Below are 20,118 nucleotides of genomic sequence, written 5' to 3' on the forward strand. Positions count from 1 at the left end.
CCCGCCCCGTACCGCTCGCTCGTACCCGGATCACTCGTACCCGGATCACTCGTACCCGGATCACTCGTACCCGGATCACTCGTACCCGGGTCAGTCGTACTCGGGTCAGTCGTACTCGGGGGGCTCCTCGTCCCAGCCGAACTCCGGGTCGTCGTCGGGGGCCGCCGGGGCCGCGGGTGCCGACGGGACCCGTGCGGCTTCCGGGGCCGGGGTGGACTCCAGGGACGGCTGTTCCGAAGCCGGGGCCGGAGCCGGGGCCGCCGTCGTTCCCGTCTCCCCGAACGTGGCCAGGACCTCCAGCACCCCCTCCCCGTACGTCGCCAGCTTCTTCTCGCCCAGGCCGCTGATGCCGCCCAGCGCGCTCGTCGAGTCCGGTCGCACCGTGGCGATCTCGCGCAGCGTCGCGTCGTGGAAGATGACGTACGCCGGGACGCCCTGTTCCTTCGCCCGTGCGCCGCGCCAGGCCCGCAGCGCCTCGAAGACGGGGACGGCCTCGGGTGCCAGCTCGGCCCCGGCCGTCTGCGACTTCGCCTTGCGTTCGCCCTTCGTGGACCGCGACGCGGGCTTCGGGGCCTCCTTGCGCAGCAGCACCTCGCGCCCGCCGCCGAGCACCGAGCCGCTCTCCTCGGTCAGCACCAGCGTGCCGTACTCGCCCTCGACCGCGATCAGCCCCTGGGCCAGCAACTGCCGTACCGTGCCGCGCCATTCGGCCTCGGTCAGCTCGCCGCCGATGCCGAAGACCGAGAGCTGGTCGTGGTCGAACTGGATGACCTTGGCGGTCTTGCGGCCGAGCAGGATGTCGATGATCTGGCCCGCGCCGAACTTCTGCCCGCGCTCCCGCTTCAGCCGCACCACGGTCGACAGCAGCTTCTGGGCGGCCACCGTGCCGTCCCAGTTCTCCGGCGGGACGAGGCAGGTGTCGCAGTTGCCGCAGGACTCCTCGGTCGGGTCCTGGCCGAAGTACTTCAGGAGCTGGCCGCGCCGGCACCGGACCGTCTCGCACAGGGCGAGCATCGAATCGAGGTGGGCGGCGGCGCGGCGGCGGAAGGACTCGTCGCCCTCGCCGCCCTGGATGAGCTTGCGCTGCTGCACGACGTCCTGGAGTCCGTACGCCATCCAGGCCGTGGACGGCTGCCCGTCACGGCCGGCCCGGCCGGTCTCCTGGTAGTAGCCCTCGACCGATTTCGGCAGGTCGAGGTGGGCGACGAAGCGTACGTCCGGCTTGTCGATGCCCATCCCGAAGGCGATGGTCGCGACGACGACCAGGCCCTCCTCGCGCAGGAACCGGGACTGGTGGGCGGCGCGGGTGCCCGCGTCGAGCCCCGCGTGGTACGGGACGGCCTCGATGCCGTTGCGGCAGAGGTACTCGGCGGTCTTCTCCGTCGAGTTGCGCGAGAGGCAGTAGACGATGCCCGCGTCCCCGGCGTGCTCCTCCTTGAGGAAGGAGAGCAACTGCTTCTTCGGGTCGGCCTTCGGCACGATCCGGTACTGGATGTTGGGCCGGTCGAAGCTGGCGACGAAGTGCTTGGCGTCGGGCATGCCCAGGCGCCGGGTGATCTCCTCGTGCGTGGCGGCGGTCGCGGTCGCCGTCAGGGCGATGCGCGGCACCTCGGGCCAGCGCTCGCCGAGGACCGACAGGGCCAGGTAGTCGGGGCGGAAGTCGTGGCCCCACTGGGCCACGCAGTGCGCCTCGTCGATCGCGAAGACGGAGACCTCGCCGCGGGAGAGCAGCGCCAGCGTGGAGTCGAGGCGGAGCCGTTCCGGAGCCAGGTAGAGCAGGTCGAGCTCACCGGCGACGAACTGCGCCTCCATCGAGCGGCGCTCGTCGAAGTCCTGCGTCGAGTTGATGAAGCCGGCGCGCACGCCGAGCGCCCGCAGGGCGTCCACCTGGTCCTGCATCAACGCGATCAGCGGGGAGACGACGACGCCCGTGCCCGGTCTGACCAGGGACGGGATCTGGTAGCAGAGCGACTTTCCGCCACCGGTCGGCATGAGGACCACGGCGTCCCCGCCGGCCACCACGTGGTCGACGATCGCTTCCTGCTCGCCCCGGAACGCCTCGTATCCGAACACCCGGTGCAGCGTCCGCCGTGCGTCGCTCTCGGTCACATCCATGGTCCCGCCCGTCGTGCCATCGTCCTGTCCCGGCTCCGTCCCGGACCGGTCGCGGCTCGTCCTTGTCCGCCGCCGTCCCCTGCCACGATAGGCGCCGCGTACGACAACGCCGGACGGGCTTGACTTCCAGGGCCCGTCCGGCGTCGTCGCTGCTGTGCGCGTTGTGCTACCGCACGAAGACTCCCGCCTGGCTCGCCAGGTCCAGGAAGTACTGCGGGGCCAGGCCCAGCACCAGGGTGACGGCGACGCCGACCGCGATCGTCGTCATCGTCAGCGGGGACGGGACGGCGACCGTGGGGCCGTCCGCCTTCGGCTCGCTGAAGAACATCAGCACGATGACCCGGATGTAGAAGAACGCGGCGATGGCCGAGGAGATCACACCGACCACGACCAGACCGCTCGCCCCGCCGTCCGCCGCCGCCTTGAAGACGGCGAACTTTCCGGAGAAACCGGAGGTGAGCGGGATGCCGGCGAAGGCCAGCAGGAACACCGCGAAGACCGCGGCGACCAGCGGCGAGCGGCGGCCTAGCCCGGCCCACTTCGACAGGTGCGTGGCCTCCCCGCCCGCGTCGCGCACCAGGGTGACGACGGCGAACGCGCCGACCGTCACGAAGGAGTACGCGCCCAGGTAGAAGAGGACCGACGAGATGCCGTCCGGCGTCGTGGCGATCACACCGGCGAGGATGAAGCCGGCGTGGGCGATCGAGGAGTAGGCGAGCAGCCGCTTGATGTCGGTCTGGGTGATGGCGACGATCGCGCCGCCCAGCATCGTGACGATCGCGACGCCCCACATCACCGGGCGCCAGTCCCAGGCGAGCCCCGGCAGCACCACGTACAGCAGGCGCAGCAGCGCGCCGAACGCGGCGACCTTGGTGGCCGCGGCCATGAAGCCGGTGACCGGGGTCGGGGCGCCCTGGTAGACGTCCGGGGTCCACATGTGGAACGGGACGGCGCCGACCTTGAAGAGCAGGCCGGTCAGGAGCAGCGCGCCGCCGATCAGGAGCAGCGCGTCGTTGCCCATGGTGTCGGCGAGCGCCGGGTCGACCTGGGTGACCGAGCCGTCGATCACCTGGGCGATGCGCGCGTACGAGACGGAGCCCGCGTACCCGTAGAGCAGGGCGATCCCGAAGAGCAGGAACGCCGAGGAGAACGCGCCGAGCAGGAAGTACTTCACCGCGGCCTCCTGCGACATCAGCCGCTTGCGGCGGGCGACGGCGCACAGGAGGTAGAGCGGGAGGGAGAAGACCTCCAGGGCCACGAAGAGGGTCAGCAGGTCGTTGGCCGCCGGGAAGACCAGCATGCCGGCCACCGAGAACAGGACCAGCGGGAAGACCTCGGTGGTGGTGAATCCGGCCTTGACCGCGGCCTTCTCGCTGTCGCTGCCGGGGACCGAGGCGGCCTGGGCGGCGAAGGAGTCCACCCGGTTGCCGTGCGCGGCCGGGTCGAGGCGGCGCTCGGCGAAGGTGAAGACGGCGACCAGCGACGTCAGCAGGATGGTGCCCTGCAGGAACAGCGTCGGCCCGTCGATCGCGATGGCGCCCATCGCGGCGATGTGGGCCTTCGTCGTGGCGTATCCTCCGGCGGCCAGGCCGATGACCGCGGCGAACGCGGCGGCCAGGGCGACGACCGTCAGGAAGACCTGGGTGTAGTGGCGGGCCCGGCGCGGCACGAATGCCTCGACGAGCACGCCCAGGACGGCCACACCGATCACGATGAGGACCGGCATCAGCTGGGTGTACTCGATGACCGGCGCCTCGAACCTCTCGCCCGGGGCCGCCGTCGTCACCTCTCCCGCCGTCGTCCACAGGTTGTGGACAGCTGTTGCGCTCACTTGGCGGCCTCCACCTCGGGCTGGGGGTCCTTCTTCTGGACGTCCGACATGGTGTGCTGCACCGCCGGGTTGACGATCTCGGTCAGCGGCTTCGGGTAGACGCCCAGGAAGAGCAGCAGCCCGATCAGCGGGACGACCACGGTCAGTTCCCTGACCTTGAGGTCCGCCATGCCCCGGACCTCTTCCTTCACCGGGCCCGTCATCGTCCGCTGGTAGAGGACGAGGACGTAGAGCGCGGCGAGCACGATGCCGGTCGTGGCGACGATGCCCGCCGCCGGGTAGGCGCTGAACGCGCCGACCAGGACCAGGAACTCACTGACGAACGGGGCGAGTCCGGGCAGCGACAGGGTGGCCAGACCGCCGATCAGGAAGGTGCCGGCCAGGACGGGCGCCACCTTCTGCACCCCGCCGTAGTCGGCGATGAGCCGCGATCCGCGCCGGGTGATCAGGAAGCCCGCCACCAGCATCAGCGCCGCGGTCGAGATGCCGTGGTTGACCATGTAGAGCGTGGCGCCGGACTGGCCCTGGCTGGTCATCGCGAAGATGCCCAGGATGATGAAGCCGAAGTGCGAGATCGACGCGTAGGCGATCAGGCGCTTGATGTCGCGCTGGCCGACGGCGAGCAGCGCCCCGTACACGATGCTGATCAGCGCCAGGACGACGATCACCGGGGTCGCCCACTTGCTGGCCTCCGGGAAGAGCTGGAGGCAGAAGCGGAGCATCGCGAACGTGCCGACCTTGTCGACGACCGCGGTGATCAGGACGGCGACCGGGGAGGTCGCCTCGCCCATGGCGTTGGGCAGCCAGGTGTGCAGCGGCCACAGCGGGGCCTTCACCGCGAAGGCGAAGAAGAACCCGAGGAACAGCCAGCGTTCGGTGCCGGTCGCCATGGACAGCGAGCCGTCGGCGCGGGCCGCGGCGATCTCGGAGAGCGAGAACGTCCCCGCGACCACGTACAGCCCGATCACGGCGGCCAGCATGATGAGCCCGCCGGCCAGGTTGTAGAGGAGGAACTTGACCGCGGCGTACGAGCGCTGGGCCGCCGCGTTCTCGTCGCTGCCGCTGTGCGCCCGGTCCCCGAAGCCGCCGATGAGGAAGTACATCGGGATGAGCATGGCTTCGAAGAGGATGTAGAAGAGGAAGACGTCGGTGGCCTCGAAGGAGAGGATCACCATCGCCTCGACCATCAGGATCAGGGCGAAGAAGCCCTGGGTCGGACGCCAGCGCGAGGAGCTGGTCTCCAGGGGGTCGGCGTCGTGCCAGCCGGCCAGGATGACGAAGGGGATCAGCAGCGCAGTGAGCGCCATGAGCGCCACCCCGATGCCGTCCACGCCCAGCTCGTAGCGGACGCCGAAGTCCTTGATCCAGGCGTGCGATTCGGTGAGCTGGTAGCGGTCGCCGCCGGGCTCGAAGCGGGCGAGCGCGACGCCCGCCAGGACGAGCGTGGCCAGCGAGAACACCAGCGCCGTCCATTTGGCGGCGGTGCGCCTGGCGGCCGGGACGGCGGCGGTGGCGACCGCACCGATCGCCGGGAGTGCCGCCGTCGCTGTCAGGAGGGGAAAGGACATGGTGATCAGACCGCCCTCATCAGCAGGGTCGCGGCGATGACGATCGCCGTACCGCCGAACATCGAGACCGCGTAGGAGCGGGCGTAGCCGTTCTGCAGCTTGCGCAGCCGGCCGGAGAGCCCGCCCATCGAGGCGGCCGTGCCGTTGACGACGCCGTCGACCAGGGTGTGGTCGACGTACACCAGGGAGCGGGTGAGGTGCTCGCCGCCGCGGACCAGGACCACGTGGTTGAAGTCGTCCTGGAGGAGATCGCGGCGGGCGGCCCGGGTGAGCAGCGAGCCGCGCGGGGCGACGACCGGCACGGGCTTGCGTCCGTACATCGCCCAGGCGATGGCGACGCCGATGACGAGCACCACCATCGTCGCGGCGGTGACCGTCGTGGCGCTGACCGGCGCGTGGCCGTGGCGGTGGCCGGTGACCGGCTCCAGCCAGTTCAGGAAGCGGTCGCCGATGGAGAAGAAGCCTCCGGCGAAGACCGAGCCGAACGCGAGGACGATCATGGGGATGGTCATCGACTTCGGGGACTCGTGCGGGTGGGGCTCGGTGTGTTCACCGCGGGTCTCGGCCGCCGGCTCGACGTCCGGCTCGGCGGGCGAGGGGGTCGATGTCCGCCACCGCTCCTCGCCGAAGAACGTCATCAGCATCACGCGCGTCATGTAGAACGCGGTGATCGCGGCGCCCAGCAGGGTCACCGCGCCGAGGATCCAGCCCTCGGTGCCGCCCTTGGCGAAGGCCGCCTCGATGATCTTGTCCTTGGAGAAGAAGCCGGACAGTCCGGGGAAGCCGATGATCGCCAGGTAGCCGAGGCCGAAGGTGACGAAGGTGACCGGCATGTACTTGCGCAGGCCGCCGAACTTCCGCATGTCCACCTCGTCGTTCATGCCGTGCATGACCGAACCGGCGCCGAGGAAGAGCCCGGCCTTGAAGAAGCCGTGCGTCACCAGGTGCATGATCGCGAAGACGTAGCCGATCGGGCCGAGCCCGGCGGCCAGGATCATGTAGCCGATCTGCGACATCGTCGACCCGGCGAGGGCCTTCTTGATGTCGTCCTTCGCACAACCGACGATCGCACCGAAGAGCAGCGTGACCGCTCCGACGATCACGACGACCAGCTGTGCGTCCGGCGCGGCGTTGAAGATCGCGCCGGACCTGACGATCAGGTACACGCCCGCGGTCACCATCGTCGCGGCGTGGATGAGGGCCGAGACCGGGGTCGGGCCCTCCATCGCGTCACCGAGCCAGGACTGCAGCGGCACCTGGGCCGACTTGCCGCAGGCCGCGAGCAGCAGCATCAGGCCGATCGCCGTCAGCTTGCCCTCGCCGGTCTCCCCGGTCGCTTCGAGGACCGGGCCGAAGGCGAAGGTGCCGAAGGTGGTGAACATCAGCATGATCGCGATCGACAGGCCCATGTCGCCGACGCGGTTGACCAGGAACGCCTTCTTGGCGGCCGTGGCCGCGCTGGGCTTGTGCTGCCAGAAGCCGATCAGCAGGTACGACGCCAGGCCGACGCCCTCCCACCCGGCGTACAGCAGCAGGTAGTTGTCGGCGAGGACCAGCAGCAGCATCGCCGCGAGGAACAGGTTCAGATAGCCGAAGAAGCGGCGACGGCGCTCGTCGTGCTCCATGTAGCCGATCGAGTAGATGTGGATCAGGGTGCCCACACCGGTGATCAGCAGCACGAACGTCATCGACAGCTGGTCGAGCTGGAAGGCCACGTCGGCCTGGAAGCCCTCGACCGGAACCCAGCTGAACAGCTTCTGGTGCAGCGTCCGGTCCTCGGCGCCCTTCCCCAGCAGGTCGAGGAAGAGCACCACGCCGATGACGAACGAGGCGGCGGCGAGCAGGGTGCCGAGCCAGTGTCCGGCGCGGTCCAGCCGCCGGCCGCCGCAGAGCAGGACCGCCGCTCCGAGCAGAGGCGCCGCGACGAGCAGCGCAATCAGATTCTCCACGATTCAACGTCCCCTTACAGCTTCATCAGGCCGGCGTCGTCGACCGAGGCCGAGTGGCGGGAACGGAACACCGACACGATGATCGCGAGCCCCACCACGACCTCCGCGGCGGCGACGACCATCGTGAAGAAGGCGATGATCTGGCCGTCGAGATTGCCGTGCATCCGGGAGAAGGTCACGAGCGCGAGGTTGCAGGCGTTGAGCATCAGCTCCACGCACATGAACAGCACGATCGCGTTCCGCCGGATCAGCACACCGGACGCGCCGATCGTGAACAACAGGGCGGCGAGATAGAGGTAGTTGACCGGATTCACTTGGCGACCTCCTCTTCGTCGGCCCGGTCGGATTCACCGGTGCGGCCGGGCTCGGCGGTCCGGCCGAGCCGCTCGCCGGAGCGCTGCTCCAGCGCCTTGAGCCGGTCCAGCGACTCGTGCGACACGTCGCGGATCTGACCGCGGTCGCGCAGCGTGCGCATGACGGTGAGATCGGCCGGGGTGCCGTCCGGGAGCAGCCCCGGGATGTCCACGGCGTTGTGCCGGGCGTACACACCGGGCGCGGGCAGCGGCGGCAGCTGCGTGCCGCGCACCCGCTCCTCGGACAGCTCCCGCTGGGTCCTGGCCCGCTCGGTGCGCTCCCGGTGGGTGAGCACCATCGCGCCGACCGTGGCCGTGATCAGCAGGGCGCCGGTGATCTCGAAGGCGAAGACGTACTTGGTGAAGATGAGGCTGGCCAGCCCCTCCACGTTCCCGCCGTGCGCGGTGTTGGCGGCGCCCAGTCCGTTGAAGCTGTTCAGCGAGGCGTTGCCGATGCCCGCGATCAGCAGGACGCCGAAGCCGAGGCCGCAGCCCGCGGCCAGCCAGCGCTGCCCCTTGAGGGTCTCCTTCAGCGAGTCGGCCGCGGTGACGCCGACGAGCATGACCACGAAGAGGAACAGCATCATGATCGCGCCGGTGTAGACGACGATCTGGACGATGCCCAGGAAGTACGCGCCGTTGGCGAGGTAGAACACCGCCAGGACGATCATGGTCCCGGCGAGGCTCAGCGCGCTGTGCACGGCCTTCTTCATCAGTACGGTGGACAGCGCGCCGATCACGGCGACGACGCCCAGCACCCAGAACTGGACGGCCTCGCCGGTCGAGGCCGCGGCGGCCAGGGCGGTCATGCGTCCACCTCCCGCGCCGAGCCGTTGCTCTCGTGGGCGTCGTCCGAGGGCTTCTCGCCCTTGGAGACCGCGGTCTGACGCTCCGTGCCGGGGGCGGCGCCGGAGACCAGGCCCCGGTAGTAGTCCTGCTCGTCCATCCCCGGGTAGATCGCGTGCGGGGTGTCGACCATGCCCTCCTCCAGGCCCGCGAGGAGCTCGTCCTTGGTGTAGATGAGGCTCTCGCGGGTGGTGTTGGCGAGCTCGAACTCGTTGGTCATCGTGAGCGCCCGGGTGGGGCACGCCTCGATGCACAGCCCGCAGAGAATGCAGCGCGCGTAATTGATCTGGTAGACGCGTCCGTAGCGCTCGCCCGGGGAGTAGCGCTCCTCGTCGGTGTTGTCCGCGCCCTCCACGTAGATCGCGTCCGCCGGGCAGGCCCAGGCGCACAGCTCGCAGCCGACGCACTTCTCCAGGCCGTCCGGGTGGCGGTTGAGCTGGTGCCGGCCGTGGAAGCGCGGCGCCGTCACCTTCGGCGTCTCCGGGTACTGCTCGGTCAGCCGCTTCTTGAACATGGCCTTGAAGGTCACGCCGAAGCCGGCGACGGGGTTCTGGAACTTCTCGGAGGATTCCGGGGACTTCGAAGATCCCGAGGACTCTGATGACTCAGACACCGTCCGCCTCCTTTCCGTCACTCGCGTGTTCTTCACTCTGAGTATCCGACCCGCCACTGACAACGAGCTCCCGCTCGCCCCGCGGCCTGCGGCGCGGCACCGGCGGCAGGGTCTGGCCCGGCAGCGGCGGTACGGGGAATCCGCCCGCCATCGGATCGAACTCCGGCTCCGGGCCCGCCTTCTCGGCCTCCGCCCGGACCTTCTTGTCGCGGAAGACGTCGACGACGAAGGAGATCAGCAGGATCGCGAGCACCGTGCCCGCCACGTACAGCACGATCCGGGAGAAGTCGTAGCCCTCGTTGCTCAGCGCCCGCACGGTGGCGACCATCATCAGCCAGAGCACGGAGACCGGGATCAGGACCTTCCAGCCGAGCTTCATCAGCTGGTCGTAGCGGACCCGGGGCAGCGTGCCGCGCAGCCAGATGAAGAAGAACAGCAGCAGCTGGACCTTGATGACGAACCAGAGCATCGGCCACCAGCCGTGGTTCGCGCCCTCCCAGAAGGTGCTGATCGGCCACGGGGCCCGCCAGCCGCCCAGGAAGAGGGTCACCGACACCGCGGAGACCGTCACCATGTTCACGTACTCGGCGAGCATGAACATCGCGAACTTGATCGACGAGTACTCGGTGTTGAAGCCGCCGACCAGGTCGCCCTCGGACTCCGGCATGTCGAACGGGGCCCGGTTGGTCTCGCCGACCATCGTGACGATGTAGATGATGAAGGAGACCGGCAGCAGCAGGATGAACCAGCGGTCCTCCTGCGCCTCCACGATCTTCGAGGTCGACATCGACCCGGAGTAGAGGAAGACCGAGGCGAACGCGGCCCCCATCGCGATCTCGTAGCTGATCATCTGCGCGCAGGAGCGCAGACCGCCCAGGAGCGGGTACGTCGATCCGGACGACCAGCCCGCCAGCACGATGCCGTAGATCCCGACCGAGGCGACCGCGAGGATGTAGAGCATCGCGATCGGCAGGTCGGTGAGCTGCATCGTCGTGCGGTGCCCGAAGATCGAGACCTCGTTGCCGGACGGGCCGAACGGGATCACGGCGATCGCCATGAACGCCGGGATGGCGGCGACGATCGGCGCGAGCACGTACACGACCTTGTCGGCACGCTTGACGATGACGTCTTCCTTCAGCATCAGCTTCACGCCGTCGGCCAGCGACTGGAGCAGGCCCCAGGGCCCGTTCCGGTTGGGGCCGATGCGCAGCTGCATCCAGGCGACGACCTTGCGCTCCCACACGATGGAGAAGAGCACCGTCACCATCAGGAACGCGAAGCAGAACACCGCCTTGATGCCGACGAGCCACCACGGGTCGGTGCCGAACATCGACAGGTCCTCGGCGGCGAGTACGGCACCGTGCGGCGCCGCGGCCAGTTCAGCGAAGGCACTCACGCCCCCACCTCCGATGCGATGTCGTGGGAGCCCGGCGCGGCGGGGCCGATCCGGACCAGGCCGCCGGGCCGGGCGCCGGTGTCGGCCGGGACGCCCCGCCCGACGGAGTTCAGCGGCACCCAGACCACCCGGTCCGGCATGTCGGTGACCTTCAGCGGGAGCTCGACGACGCCCGTGGGGCCGGTGACGGCCAGCAGGTCGCCGTCCTTGACGCCCGTCTCGGCCGCGGTGGCGGCGGAAAGCCGGGCGACCGCGGCGTGCCGGGTGCCGGCCAGGGCCTCGTCGCCCTCCTGGAGCCGGCCCAGGTCGAGCAGCATCCGGTGGCCCGCGAGGACCGCCTCGCCGGTGCCGGGCCGGGGCAGCGGTCGCGCCGTCTCGTTCGGGTCGTCGGCGTGCGCGCCGGTCCAGCCGCCGAGCCGGTCCAGCTCACGGCGCACGGACCGCAGGTCCGGCAGCGCGAAGCGGGCCGGCCCCTCGGCGTCCGTGACCCCGGCCAGGGCGTCGGCCAGCATGTGCAGCACCCGGGCGTCGGTCGGCGCGAGGGTGCGTGTCATCTGCTCGGGCTTCAGCGCCGCCTCGAACATCCGCGCCCGACCCTCCCAGTTGAGGAAGGTGCCGGACTTCTCGGCCGCAGCGGCGACCGGGAGGACCACGTCGGCGCGTTCGGTGACCTCGCTCGGCCGCAGCTCCAGCGAGACCAGGAAGCCGACCTCGTCGAGCGCCTCCAGGGCCCGTGCCGGGTCCGGCAGGTCCCTCGGCTCGACCCCGGCGACGAGCAGCGCGCCCAGTTCGCCGGTGGCCGCGGCCTCCACGATCTGGCCGGTGTCGCGGCCGAAGCGGGAAGGGAGTTCGGCGACGCCCCAGACGGCCGCCACCTCGTCCCGGGCCCGCGGGTCGGTCGCCGGGCGGCCGCCGGGCAGCAGCGACGGCAGCGCGCCCGCCTCCACGGCGCCGCGCTCACCGGCCCGGCGCGGGATCCACACCAGTCCGGCCCCGGTCGCGGTGGCGGTCCGTACCGCGGCGGTCAGGGCGCCGGGCACCGCGGCGAGCCGCTCGCCGACCACGATCAGGGAGCCCTCGCCGCGCAGCGCCTCGGCCGCCACGGCTCCGTCGCCTTCGAGGCCGACGCCGCCCGCGATCGCGTCCAGCCATTCGGTCTCGGTGCCGGGAGCGGCGGGAAGCAGCGTGCCGCCCGCCTTCTCCAGGCCCCGGGTGGCGTGCGAGGCGATGGCGAAGGTGCGCTGTCCGTGCTTGCGCATCGCCTTGCGCAGCCGCAGGAAGACGCCGGGCGCCTCCTCCTCCGACTCGAAGCCGACCAGCAGCACCGTCGGGGCCTTCTCCAGCGAGGTGTACGTGACCCCGGTGCCGTCCAGGTCCCGGCCGCGTCCGGCGACGCGGGCGGCCAGGAAGTCGGCCTCCTCGCCGCTGTGCGCGCGGGCCCGGAAGTCGACGTCGTTGGTGTCCAGCACGACCCGGGCGAACTTGCCGTACGCGTAGGCGTCCTCGACGGTCAGCCGGCCGCCGGTGAGCACGCCCGTCCGGCCGCGCGCGGCGGCCAGTCCGGTGGCTGCGGCGGCCAGGGCCTCGGGCCAGCTCGCCGGTTCCAGGACGCCGTCCGCGTTGCGCACCAGCGGGGTGGTGAGCCGGTCGCGCTGCTGGGCGTAGCGGAAGGCGAAGCGGCCCTTGTCGCAGATCCACTCCTCGTTGACCTCGGGGTCGTCGGCGGCGAGCCGCCGCATGACCTTGCCGCGCCGGTGGTCGGTGCGGGTGGCGCAGCCGCCCGCGCAGTGCTCGCACACCGACGGCGAGGAGACCAGGTCGAAGGGCCGGGAACGGAACCGGTACGCCGCCGAGGTCAACGCCCCGACCGGGCAGATCTGGATGGTGTTCCCGGAGAAGTACGACTGGAACGGGTCGCCCTCGCCGGTGCCGACCTGCTGGAGCGCGCCGCGCTCGATCAGCTCGATCATCGGGTCGCCCGCCACCTGGTTGGAGAACCGGGTGCAGCGCGCGCAGAGCACGCAGCGTTCGCGGTCCAGCAGCACCTGGGTGGAGATCGGGACGGGCTTCTCGTAGGTGCGCTTCTTCCCCTCGAAGCGGGAGTCCGCGTCGCCGTGCGACATCGCCTGGTTCTGCAGCGGGCACTCGCCGCCCTTGTCGCAGACCGGGCAGTCCAGCGGGTGGTTGATGAGCAGCAGCTCCATCACACCCTTCTGCGCCTTCTCGGCGACGGGCGAGGTCAGCTGCGACCGCACCACCATGCCGTCGGTGCAGGTGATGGTGCAGGACGCCATCGGCTTGCGCTGGCCCTCGACCTCGACGATGCACTGGCGGCAGGCGCCGGCCGGGTCGAGGAGCGGGTGGTCGCAGAAGCGCGGGATCTCGATGCCGAGGAGTTCGGCGGCCCGGATGACCAGGGTGCCCTTGGGCACGCTGATCTCGATGCCGTCGATGGTCAGCGTGACCAGGTCCTCGGGCGGGATGGCCGCCTCGCCGCCCCCGGAGGGCGCACTCGTGGTGACTGTCATGCGTTCACCCCCTGGTGAGCGTTCTTGTCGTCGGCCCAGAGGGTCGATTTGGCGGGATCGAAGGGGCAGCCCTTGCCCGTGATGTGCTGCTCGTACTCCTCGCGGAAGTACTTCAGCGAGGAGAAGATCGGCGAGGCGGCGCCGTCGCCGAGGGCGCAGAAGGACTTGCCGTTGATGTTGTCGGCGATGTCGTTCAGCTTGTCGAGGTCGTCCATCCGGCCCTTGCCCGCCTCGATGTCGCGCAGCAGCTGGACGAGCCAGTACGTGCCCTCGCGGCAGGGCGTGCACTTGCCGCAGGACTCGTGGGCGTAGAACTCGGTCCAGCGGGTGACGGCGCGCACGACGCAGGTGGTCTCGTCGAAGCACTGGAGCGCCTTGGTGCCGAGCATGGAACCGGCGGCGCCGACGCCCTCGTAGTCGAGCGGGACGTCGAGGTGTTCGTCGGTGAACATCGGGGTGGACGAGCCGCCCGGGGTCCAGAACTTCAGCCGGTGCCCGGGGCGCATGCCGCCGCTCATGTCGAGCAGCTGGCGCAGCGTGATGCCGAGCGGGGCCTCGTACTGGCCCGGGCTCGCGACGTGTCCGCTGAGCGAGTACAGCGTGAAGCCGGGTGACTTCTCGCTGCCCATCGACTTGAACCAGTCCTTGCCCTTGTTCAGGATCGCGGGAACCGAGGCGATGGATTCGACGTTGTTCACCACGGTGGGGCAGGCGTACAGACCGGCGACCGCGGGGAAGGGGGGGCGCAGCCGGGGCTGGCCGCGGCGCCCTTCGAGCGAGTCGAGCAGTGCGGTCTCCTCACCGCAGATGTACGCGCCGGCGCCCGCGTGCACGGTGAGTTCCAGGTCGAGCCCGGAGCCCAGGATGTCCTTCCCGAGGAAGCCCGCCGCGTACGCCTCGCGCACGGCCTCGTGCAGTCGCCGCAGTACGGGGACGACCTCGCCGCGCAGGTAGATGAAGGCGTGCGAGGAGCGGATCGCGTAGCAGGCGATCACGATGCCCTCGATGAGGCTGTGCGGGTTGGCGAACAGGAGCGGGATGTCCTTGCAGGTGCCCGGCTCCGACTCGTCGGCGTTGACCACCAGGTAGTGGGGCTTGCCGTCGCCCTGCGGGATGAACTGCCACTTCATCCCGGTGGGGAAGCCCGCGCCGCCGCGGCCGCGCAGGCCGGAGTCCTTGACGTAGGCGATGAGGTCGTCCGGTGCCATGGCGAGGGCCTTGCGCAGTCCCTCGTAGCCCTCGTGGCGCCGGTAGGTCTCCAGGGTCCAGGACTCGGGTTCGTCCCAGAAGGCGGAGAGGACGGGGGCGAGCAGTTTCTCGGGGCTCTCCCCGCTTCCGTGGCCGCTTCCGTTGTCGTTGATCTCGGTCGCCAACGTCATCACTCCCCCTCCTCGGCGGTCGGGCCGGCCGGGTGGTCCGGGTCGGAGGCCGAGGTCTGCTGCGGTGCGTCGTGCGAGCTGAGGTGCTCGGACGGCGACGGGTCGTGGGGCTGGGCGCCGGTGGGGCGTTCGCCGCGCGGGGCGACGACGCGCGGGTGCGGCTCCTCGCCCCTGGCGAGCCGGAGGCCGGTCAGCGAGGCGGGGCCCGCGCCGCCGGACGCCTCGACGGCGCCGGGGCGCTCGTCGGGGAAGCCGGCCAGGATGCGGGCGGTCTCCTTGTAGGAGCACAGCGGGGCGCCACGGGTGGGTTCGACGGTGCGCCCGGCGATCAGGTCGTCGACCAGGCGGGTCGCGCTCTCGGGCGTCTGGTTGTCGAAGAACTCCCAGTTGACCATGACCACGGGGGCGAAGTCGCAGGCCGCGTTGCACTCGATGTGTTCAAGGGTAATCTTCCCGTCCTCGGTGGTCTCGTCATTGCCGACGCCGAGGTGTTCCTTGAGCCGGTCGAAGATGGCGTCGCCGCCCATCACCGCGCACAGGGTGTTGGTGCAGACACCGACCTGGTAGTCGCCACTGGGCCTGCGCCGGTACATCGTGTAGAAGGTGGCGACGGCGGTGACCTCGGCGGTGGTGAGGCCGAGCACGTCCGCGCAGAACGCCATGCCGGTGCGGGAGACGTACCCCTCCTCGGACTGCACCAGGTGCAGCAGGGGCAGCAGGGCGGAGCGGCTGTCGGGGTAGCGGGCGATCACCTCCTCCGCGTCCGCTTCGAGCCTGGCGCGCACCTCGGCCGGGTAGGCGGGGGCGGGGAGCTGCGGCATCCCCAGACTGACTTCCTGACGTGCTTCGGTCACCGGTCGACGCCTCCCATCACGGGGTCGATGGACGCGACGGCGACGATGACGTCGGCGACCTGGCCGCCCTCGCACATCGCCGCCATGGCCTGGAGGTTGGTGAAGGACGGGTCGCGGAAGTGGACCCGGTAGGGGCGGGTGCCGCCGTCCGAGACGACGTGCACGCCGAGCTCGCCCTTGGGGGACTCGACGGCGGTGTACGCCTGCCCGGCCGGGACCCGGAAGCCCTCGGTCACCAGCTTGAAGTGGTGGATCAGGGCCTCCATGGAGGTGCCCATGATCTTCTTGATGTGGTCGAGCGAGTTGCCCAGACCGTCCGGGCCGAGCGCGAGCTGGGCCGGCCAGGCGATCTTCTTGTCGGCGACCATCACCGGCCCGGGGGCGAGCCGGTCGATGCACTGCTCGACGATCCGCAGCGACTGGCGCATCTCCTCCAGGCGGATGAGGAAGCGGCCGTAGGCGTCGCAGCTGTCGGCGGTGGGGACGTCGAACTCGTAGTTCTCGTACCCGCAGTAGGGGTCGGTCTTGCGCAGGTCGTGCGGGAGTCCGGCGGAGCGCAGCATCGGGCCGGTGACGCCGAGCGCCATGCAGCCGGTCAGGTCGAGGTAGCCGACGTCCTGCATGCGGGCCTTGAAGATGGGGTTGCCGGTGGCGAGCTTGTCGTACTCCGGCAGGTTCTTCTTCATGGTCTTCACGAACTCGCGCAGCTGGTCGACCGCGCCGGGCGGCAGGTCCTGGGCGAGTCCGCCGGGCCGGATGAACGCGTGGTTCATGCGCAGGCCGGTGATCAGCTCGAAGAGGTCGAGAACGAGTTCACGATCGCGGAAGCCGTAGATCATGATCGTGGTGGCGCCGAGTTCCATGCCGCCGGTGGCGATGCACACCAGGTGCGAGGAGATCCGGTTGAGCTCCATCAGCAGCACGCGCAGGACGCTGGCCCGGTCGGGGATCTGGTCCTCGATGCCGAGGAGCTTCTCGACCCCCAGGCAGTACGCCGCCTCGTTGTAGAACGGCGTCAGGTAGTCCATGCGCGTGACGAAGGTGGTGCCCTGGGTCCAGTTCCGGAATTCGAGGTTCTTCTCGATGCCGGTGTGGAGGTAGCCGATGCCGCAGCGGGCCTCGGTGACGGTCTCGCCGTCGATCTCCAGGATCAGCCGCAGCACCCCGTGCGTGGACGGGTGCTGGGGACCCATGTTGACGATGATGCGCTCGTCGTCGGACTTGGCCGCGGACTGGACGACCTCGTCCCAGTCGCCGCCGGTGACTGTATATACAGTCCCCTCGGTCGTGTCGCGGGCGTCCGAGAGGGGCGTCCCGGAGGGTTCCGACGCGGTGCGGTGGGGGTGGGGAGTAGACATCAGGAGTACGACCTCCGCTGGTCCGGAGCCGGGATCTGGGCGCCCTTGTACTCGACGGCGATGCCGCCGAGCGGGTAGTCCTTGCGCTGCGGGAAGCCCTGCCAGTCGTCCGGCATCATGATCCGGGTGAGGGCGGGGTGCCCGTCGAAGACGAGCCCGAAGAAGTCGTAGGTCTCGCGCTCGTGCCAGTCGTTGGTCGGGTAGACCGGGACGAGGGACGGGACGTGCGGGTCGCTGTCCGGGGCCGACACCTCCAGCCGGACCAGCCGGCCGTGCGTGATCGAGCGCAGGTGGTAGACGGCGTGCAGCTCCCGGCCCTTGTCGCCGGGGTAGTGGACGCCGCTCACGCCCGTGCAGAGCTCGAAGCGCAGTGCCGGGTCGTCGCGCAGGGTGCGGGCGACCTGGACGAGGTGTTCGCGGGCGATGTGGAAGGTGAGCTCGCCGCGGTCGACGACGGTCTTCTCGATGGCGTTGGCGGGCAGCAGGTCCTGCTCCTCCAGGGCCCCTTCGAGTTCGTCCGCGACCTCGTCGAACCAGCCGCCGTACGGCCGGGAGGCGGCGCCCGGCAGGGCCACCGTGCGGACGAGGCCGCCGTAGCCGGAGGTGTCGCCGCCGTTGTCGGCGCCGAACATGCCCCTGCGTACGCCGATGACCTCGCCGCCCTCGCCGCGCGGGGCGGGCACGCCGTTGCCGTCGCGCTCCTCGTGGTTGTGGCTCTCGCTCATCGCAGCAGCCCCTTCATGTCGATCAGGGGCAGTGCCTTGAGGGCCGCTTCCTCCGCCTCGTGGGCGGCCTCCTGCGCGTTGACCCCGAGCTTGGAGCCCTGGATCTTCTGGTGGAGCTTGAGGATCGCGTCCATCAGCATCTCGGGCCGCGGCGGACAACCCGGCAAATAGATGTCAACCGGAACAATGTGATCAACACCCTGAACAATGGCGTAATTGTTGAACATTCCGCCCGATGATGCGCAAACCCCCATGGAGATCACCCACTTGGGGTTGGGCATCTGGTCGTAGACCTGCCGCAGGACGGGAGCCATCTTCTGGCTGACCCGTCCTGCCACGATCATCAGATCCGCCTGCCGCGGCGATCCGCGGAAGACCTCCATCCCGAAACGGGCCAGGTCGTAACGCCCGGCTCCGGTCGTCATCATCTCGATGGCGCAGCAGGCGAGGCCGAAGGTGGCGGGGAAGACGGAGGACTTCCGTACCCAGCCGGCGGCCTGCTCGACAGTGGTCAGCACGAAGCCGCTGGGCAGCTTCTCTTCGAGTCCCATGGTGTGCCCCTCAGCCCCTCAGTCCCATTCCAGGCCGCCGCGACGCCATACGTACGCGTAGGCGACGAAGACGGTGAGCACGAAGAGCAGCATCTCCACGAGCCCGAAGATCCCCAGGGCGTCGAAGGTGACCGCCCAGGGATAGAGGAAGACGATCTCGATGTCGAAGACGATGAAGAGCATCGCCGTCAGGTAGTACTTGATGGGGAAGCGGCCGCCTCCGGCCGGTGTCGGAGTGGGCTCGATGCCGCACTCGTACGCTTCGAGCTTCGCCCGGTTGTACCGCTTGGGGCCGATAAGCGTGGCCATGACCACGGAGAAGATCGCAAACCCTGCCCCGAGGGCGCCGAGCACGAGGATGGGCGCGTAGGCATTCACGCTCCTCGCTCCTTCCAGTCGTCCTTGACCGTTGGACCGCATCGGGCGACCGGCTCACCACCCCAGCAAGATCGTGCACATGTGAGGCAGTTCACAAGCCCGACTGCCCCGCATCCTATGCCCGTCGTCCTGTGATCTGCGACACGGGGTACAGCAACGTCTTTGTGATCTCCACCACCTGACGAAGGATCATGAAGTCGGATGAGCGGTGATCTTCACACGTGAAGCGGTCGAGTGATCACGAGACGTGACATCTGATGCTGTTACCGCTGGTCAAATGGGTGTCGCACTATCAAGAGATGGCCCTGCCAAGCAAATTGGAGCTGGACGGCCCGGGGTGATAGAGGAGCCCGACGATCTACGACCCCGATCCGGTCCCCTTCGGTCCCGGCCGGACCCGCTCCGGCGATCCGGGATCCTCGCCCTCCGGCCGGGGCACCCGACCTCACCCGAGCGAGGGATCACAAAGGCGCGAAGTGGACACATATGAGCATGTGCGATTTTCGGAGCGAACGGGACATCGCCCGTCACCCGGCGCCGCCCTGAGGGTCCGTCGCGCGCGCGGGAGCCACACCGGGACTGACACGTGACCTGCGTCACACCGTCAAGGCCCCGACAAAAGCGGGCTTGGCCATCGGCGTGAACGGATGGTAGGCGGCGGGCAATTCGGACGTATTACCGAAAGCCCGTGATCACAGCCGTGATCACTCATGCCCGCTTTGTCCGTTACGGCGTCAATAAGGGCCACCGGAAAGCGGATTCACAGATTCCGTACGTAACTGTGTCGCAACACACGTTTCTTGATGGGAGCCCCGGGGCCTGATAGCGCTAGTACTCATGTCCCACACCGCTCACATACCCAGCCACCGGAAGCCCCGCCGAAACGCCCCCAAGACGGCGCTGCGGGCCGGAGTTGCCGGTGGCGTCCTCAGCACCATCGCGGTCGCAGGCGCTGCCGGTCCGGCCCAGGCCGAGCCGGTGACCCAGACCATCGAGATGCCCACCATCACCTCCGGGCTCTCCACCGCCGTCGCCGCGTCCGCCCAGGCCACGCAGCAGGTCGCCCAGGACCTGCAGACGCAGGCCCAGCAGGACGCCGCGGCCGCCAGCGCCGCCAAGGACGCCAAGAAGGCCAAGGCCGAGGCGGTCCGCAAGGCGGAGGCGAAGAAGAAGGCCGAGGCGGCCGCCAAGGCCAAGGCGGAGGCAGCCGAGCGCGCCTCCCGCACCGCCGAGCGCACGACGCTCAGCGCGAACTCCGGCTCCTCGTCCTCCTCCGCCCCGTCCTACTCGTCGTCGAACGCGACCGGTTCGGCCGCGGCCGTCATCGCCTTCGCGAAGGCCCAGATCGGCGACGCGTACGTGTCCGGCGGCACCGGCCCCTCCTCGTGGGACTGCTCCGGCCTCGTCCAGGCCGCGTTCCGTTCGGTCAGCATCGACCTGCCGCGCGTCTCGCAGGCCCAGTCCACCGCCGGCACCCAGGTCTCCCTGAGCAACCTCCAGCCCGGCGACATCCTGTACTGGGGCGGCGCGGGCAGCGCGTACCACGTCGGGATCTACGTGGGCGGCGGCGAGTTCGTCGGTGCGCAGAACTCCAGCACCGGTGTGGTGCAGCGCCCGCTGTCCTACGACCCGCCGTCGGGCGCGGTCCGCGTTCTCTGATTCACAAGCGCCTTC

Annotated in this window: 16 protein-coding genes; 1 reads left to right on the top strand and 15 read right to left on the bottom strand. The window is 69.8% G+C overall.

From position 1 onward, the window contains the following. Window positions 1–105: 105 nt before the first annotated feature. The 15 genes from recQ to ACFYW1_RS15070 form a co-directional block, all read right to left on the bottom strand. The gene (gene recQ / locus ACFYW1_RS15000; RefSeq protein ID WP_388991618.1) at window positions 106–2,115 is read right to left on the bottom strand and encodes a DNA helicase RecQ; all 2,010 of its coding nucleotides are present in this window, start codon (window positions 2,113–2,115) and stop codon (window positions 106–108) included. A gap of 166 nt (window positions 2,116–2,281) precedes the next feature. Continuing rightward, the gene (gene nuoN, locus ACFYW1_RS15005; RefSeq protein WP_388991620.1) at window positions 2,282–3,946 is read right to left on the bottom strand and encodes an NADH-quinone oxidoreductase subunit NuoN; all 1,665 of its coding nucleotides are present in this window, start codon (window positions 3,944–3,946) and stop codon (window positions 2,282–2,284) included. Further along, a complete protein-coding gene (locus tag ACFYW1_RS15010) occupies window positions 3,943–5,514 on the bottom strand; it encodes an NADH-quinone oxidoreductase subunit M (RefSeq protein WP_148838618.1) in 1,572 nt (523 codons plus the stop codon). The genes nuoN and ACFYW1_RS15010 overlap by 4 nt, the downstream gene beginning before the upstream one ends. A 5-nt stretch (window positions 5,515–5,519) precedes the next feature. Beyond that, window positions 5,520–7,463, bottom strand: a complete 1,944-nt coding sequence (gene nuoL / locus ACFYW1_RS15015) for an NADH-quinone oxidoreductase subunit L (protein WP_388991623.1) — start codon at window positions 7,461–7,463, stop codon at window positions 5,520–5,522. Between the two features lie 14 nt (window positions 7,464–7,477). Then, complete coding sequence (nuoK, locus tag ACFYW1_RS15020; protein ID WP_362021207.1) at window positions 7,478–7,777, bottom strand: NADH-quinone oxidoreductase subunit NuoK; 300 nt, start codon at window positions 7,775–7,777, stop codon at window positions 7,478–7,480. Next, the gene (locus tag ACFYW1_RS15025; RefSeq protein ID WP_388991626.1) at window positions 7,774–8,625 is read right to left on the bottom strand and encodes an NADH-quinone oxidoreductase subunit J; all 852 of its coding nucleotides are present in this window, start codon (window positions 8,623–8,625) and stop codon (window positions 7,774–7,776) included. The genes nuoK and ACFYW1_RS15025 overlap by 4 nt, the downstream gene beginning before the upstream one ends. Beyond that, window positions 8,622–9,275 carry an NADH-quinone oxidoreductase subunit NuoI gene (gene nuoI / locus ACFYW1_RS15030; RefSeq protein ID WP_388991629.1) on the bottom strand — a complete coding sequence of 218 codons (654 nt, stop codon included), beginning with the start codon at window positions 9,273–9,275 and terminating at the stop codon, window positions 8,622–8,624. Before nuoI ends, ACFYW1_RS15025 begins: the two co-directional genes overlap by 4 nt. Next, entirely contained in the window at window positions 9,268–10,605 is a 1,338-nt protein-coding gene (gene nuoH, locus ACFYW1_RS15035; protein WP_388992127.1) for an NADH-quinone oxidoreductase subunit NuoH, read from the bottom strand. The genes nuoI and nuoH overlap by 8 nt, the downstream gene beginning before the upstream one ends. A 62-nt stretch (window positions 10,606–10,667) precedes the next feature. Next, the gene (locus ACFYW1_RS15040; RefSeq protein WP_388991632.1) at window positions 10,668–13,199 is read right to left on the bottom strand and encodes an NADH-quinone oxidoreductase subunit G; all 2,532 of its coding nucleotides are present in this window, start codon (window positions 13,197–13,199) and stop codon (window positions 10,668–10,670) included. Continuing rightward, window positions 13,196–14,578 (bottom strand): NADH-quinone oxidoreductase subunit NuoF, encoded by a 1,383-nt coding sequence (nuoF, locus tag ACFYW1_RS15045; protein WP_388991635.1) that lies wholly within the window; start codon window positions 14,576–14,578, stop codon window positions 13,196–13,198. Before nuoF ends, ACFYW1_RS15040 begins: the two co-directional genes overlap by 4 nt. Continuing rightward, a complete protein-coding gene (gene nuoE / locus ACFYW1_RS15050; protein WP_388992131.1) occupies window positions 14,578–15,399 on the bottom strand; it encodes an NADH-quinone oxidoreductase subunit NuoE in 822 nt (273 codons plus the stop codon). The genes nuoF and nuoE overlap by 1 nt, the downstream gene beginning before the upstream one ends. Before the next feature lie 29 nt (window positions 15,400–15,428). Beyond that, window positions 15,429–16,790 carry an NADH-quinone oxidoreductase subunit D gene (locus ACFYW1_RS15055; protein ID WP_388991638.1) on the bottom strand — a complete coding sequence of 454 codons (1,362 nt, stop codon included), beginning with the start codon at window positions 16,788–16,790 and terminating at the stop codon, window positions 15,429–15,431. Then, window positions 16,790–17,515 (bottom strand): NADH-quinone oxidoreductase subunit C, encoded by a 726-nt coding sequence (locus ACFYW1_RS15060; protein ID WP_388991641.1) that lies wholly within the window; start codon window positions 17,513–17,515, stop codon window positions 16,790–16,792. Before ACFYW1_RS15060 ends, ACFYW1_RS15055 begins: the two co-directional genes overlap by 1 nt. Beyond that, the gene (locus ACFYW1_RS15065; protein WP_148838608.1) at window positions 17,512–18,066 is read right to left on the bottom strand and encodes an NADH-quinone oxidoreductase subunit B family protein; all 555 of its coding nucleotides are present in this window, start codon (window positions 18,064–18,066) and stop codon (window positions 17,512–17,514) included. The genes ACFYW1_RS15060 and ACFYW1_RS15065 overlap by 4 nt, the downstream gene beginning before the upstream one ends. An 18-nt stretch (window positions 18,067–18,084) precedes the next feature. Beyond that, window positions 18,085–18,444, bottom strand: a complete 360-nt coding sequence (locus ACFYW1_RS15070; protein ID WP_003992243.1) for an NADH-quinone oxidoreductase subunit A — start codon at window positions 18,442–18,444, stop codon at window positions 18,085–18,087. A gap of 837 nt (window positions 18,445–19,281) precedes the next feature. On the opposite strand from ACFYW1_RS15070, the gene ACFYW1_RS15075 reads away from it, so the two are divergent. Then, complete coding sequence (locus ACFYW1_RS15075) at window positions 19,282–20,103, top strand: C40 family peptidase (RefSeq protein WP_388991644.1); 822 nt, start codon at window positions 19,282–19,284, stop codon at window positions 20,101–20,103. The last annotated feature ends 15 nt before the right edge of the window (window positions 20,104–20,118 follow it).

Source organism: Streptomyces sp. NPDC002669, from assembly GCF_042889165.1.
Classification (GTDB): domain Bacteria; phylum Actinomycetota; class Actinomycetes; order Streptomycetales; family Streptomycetaceae; genus Streptomyces.

Excerpts from the sequence above, each read along its gene's own strand:
- ACFYW1_RS15040 (WP_388991632.1), bottom strand. The coding sequence starts at position 13,199 with ATGACAGTCACCACGAGTGCGCCCTCCGGGGGCGGCGAGGCGGCCATC.
- nuoF (WP_388991635.1), bottom strand. The coding sequence starts at position 14,578 with ATGACGTTGGCGACCGAGATCAACGACAACGGAAGCGGCCACGGAAGC.
- nuoH (WP_388992127.1), bottom strand. The coding sequence starts at position 10,605 with ATGTTCGGCACCGACCCGTGGTGGCTCGTCGGCATCAAGGCGGTGTTC.
- ACFYW1_RS15065 (WP_148838608.1), bottom strand. The coding sequence starts at position 18,066 with ATGGGACTCGAAGAGAAGCTGCCCAGCGGCTTCGTGCTGACCACTGTC.
- ACFYW1_RS15025 (WP_388991626.1), bottom strand. The coding sequence starts at position 8,625 with ATGACCGCCCTGGCCGCCGCGGCCTCGACCGGCGAGGCCGTCCAGTTC.
- ACFYW1_RS15075 (WP_388991644.1), top strand. The coding sequence starts at position 19,282 with ATGTCCCACACCGCTCACATACCCAGCCACCGGAAGCCCCGCCGAAAC.
- ACFYW1_RS15060 (WP_388991641.1), bottom strand. The coding sequence starts at position 17,515 with ATGAGCGAGAGCCACAACCACGAGGAGCGCGACGGCAACGGCGTGCCC.
- ACFYW1_RS15010 (WP_148838618.1), bottom strand. The coding sequence starts at position 5,514 with ATGTCCTTTCCCCTCCTGACAGCGACGGCGGCACTCCCGGCGATCGGT.
- ACFYW1_RS15055 (WP_388991638.1), bottom strand. The coding sequence starts at position 16,790 with ATGTCTACTCCCCACCCCCACCGCACCGCGTCGGAACCCTCCGGGACG.
- nuoE (WP_388992131.1), bottom strand. The coding sequence starts at position 15,399 with ATGCCGCAGCTCCCCGCCCCCGCCTACCCGGCCGAGGTGCGCGCCAGG.
- recQ (WP_388991618.1), bottom strand. The coding sequence starts at position 2,115 with ATGGATGTGACCGAGAGCGACGCACGGCGGACGCTGCACCGGGTGTTC.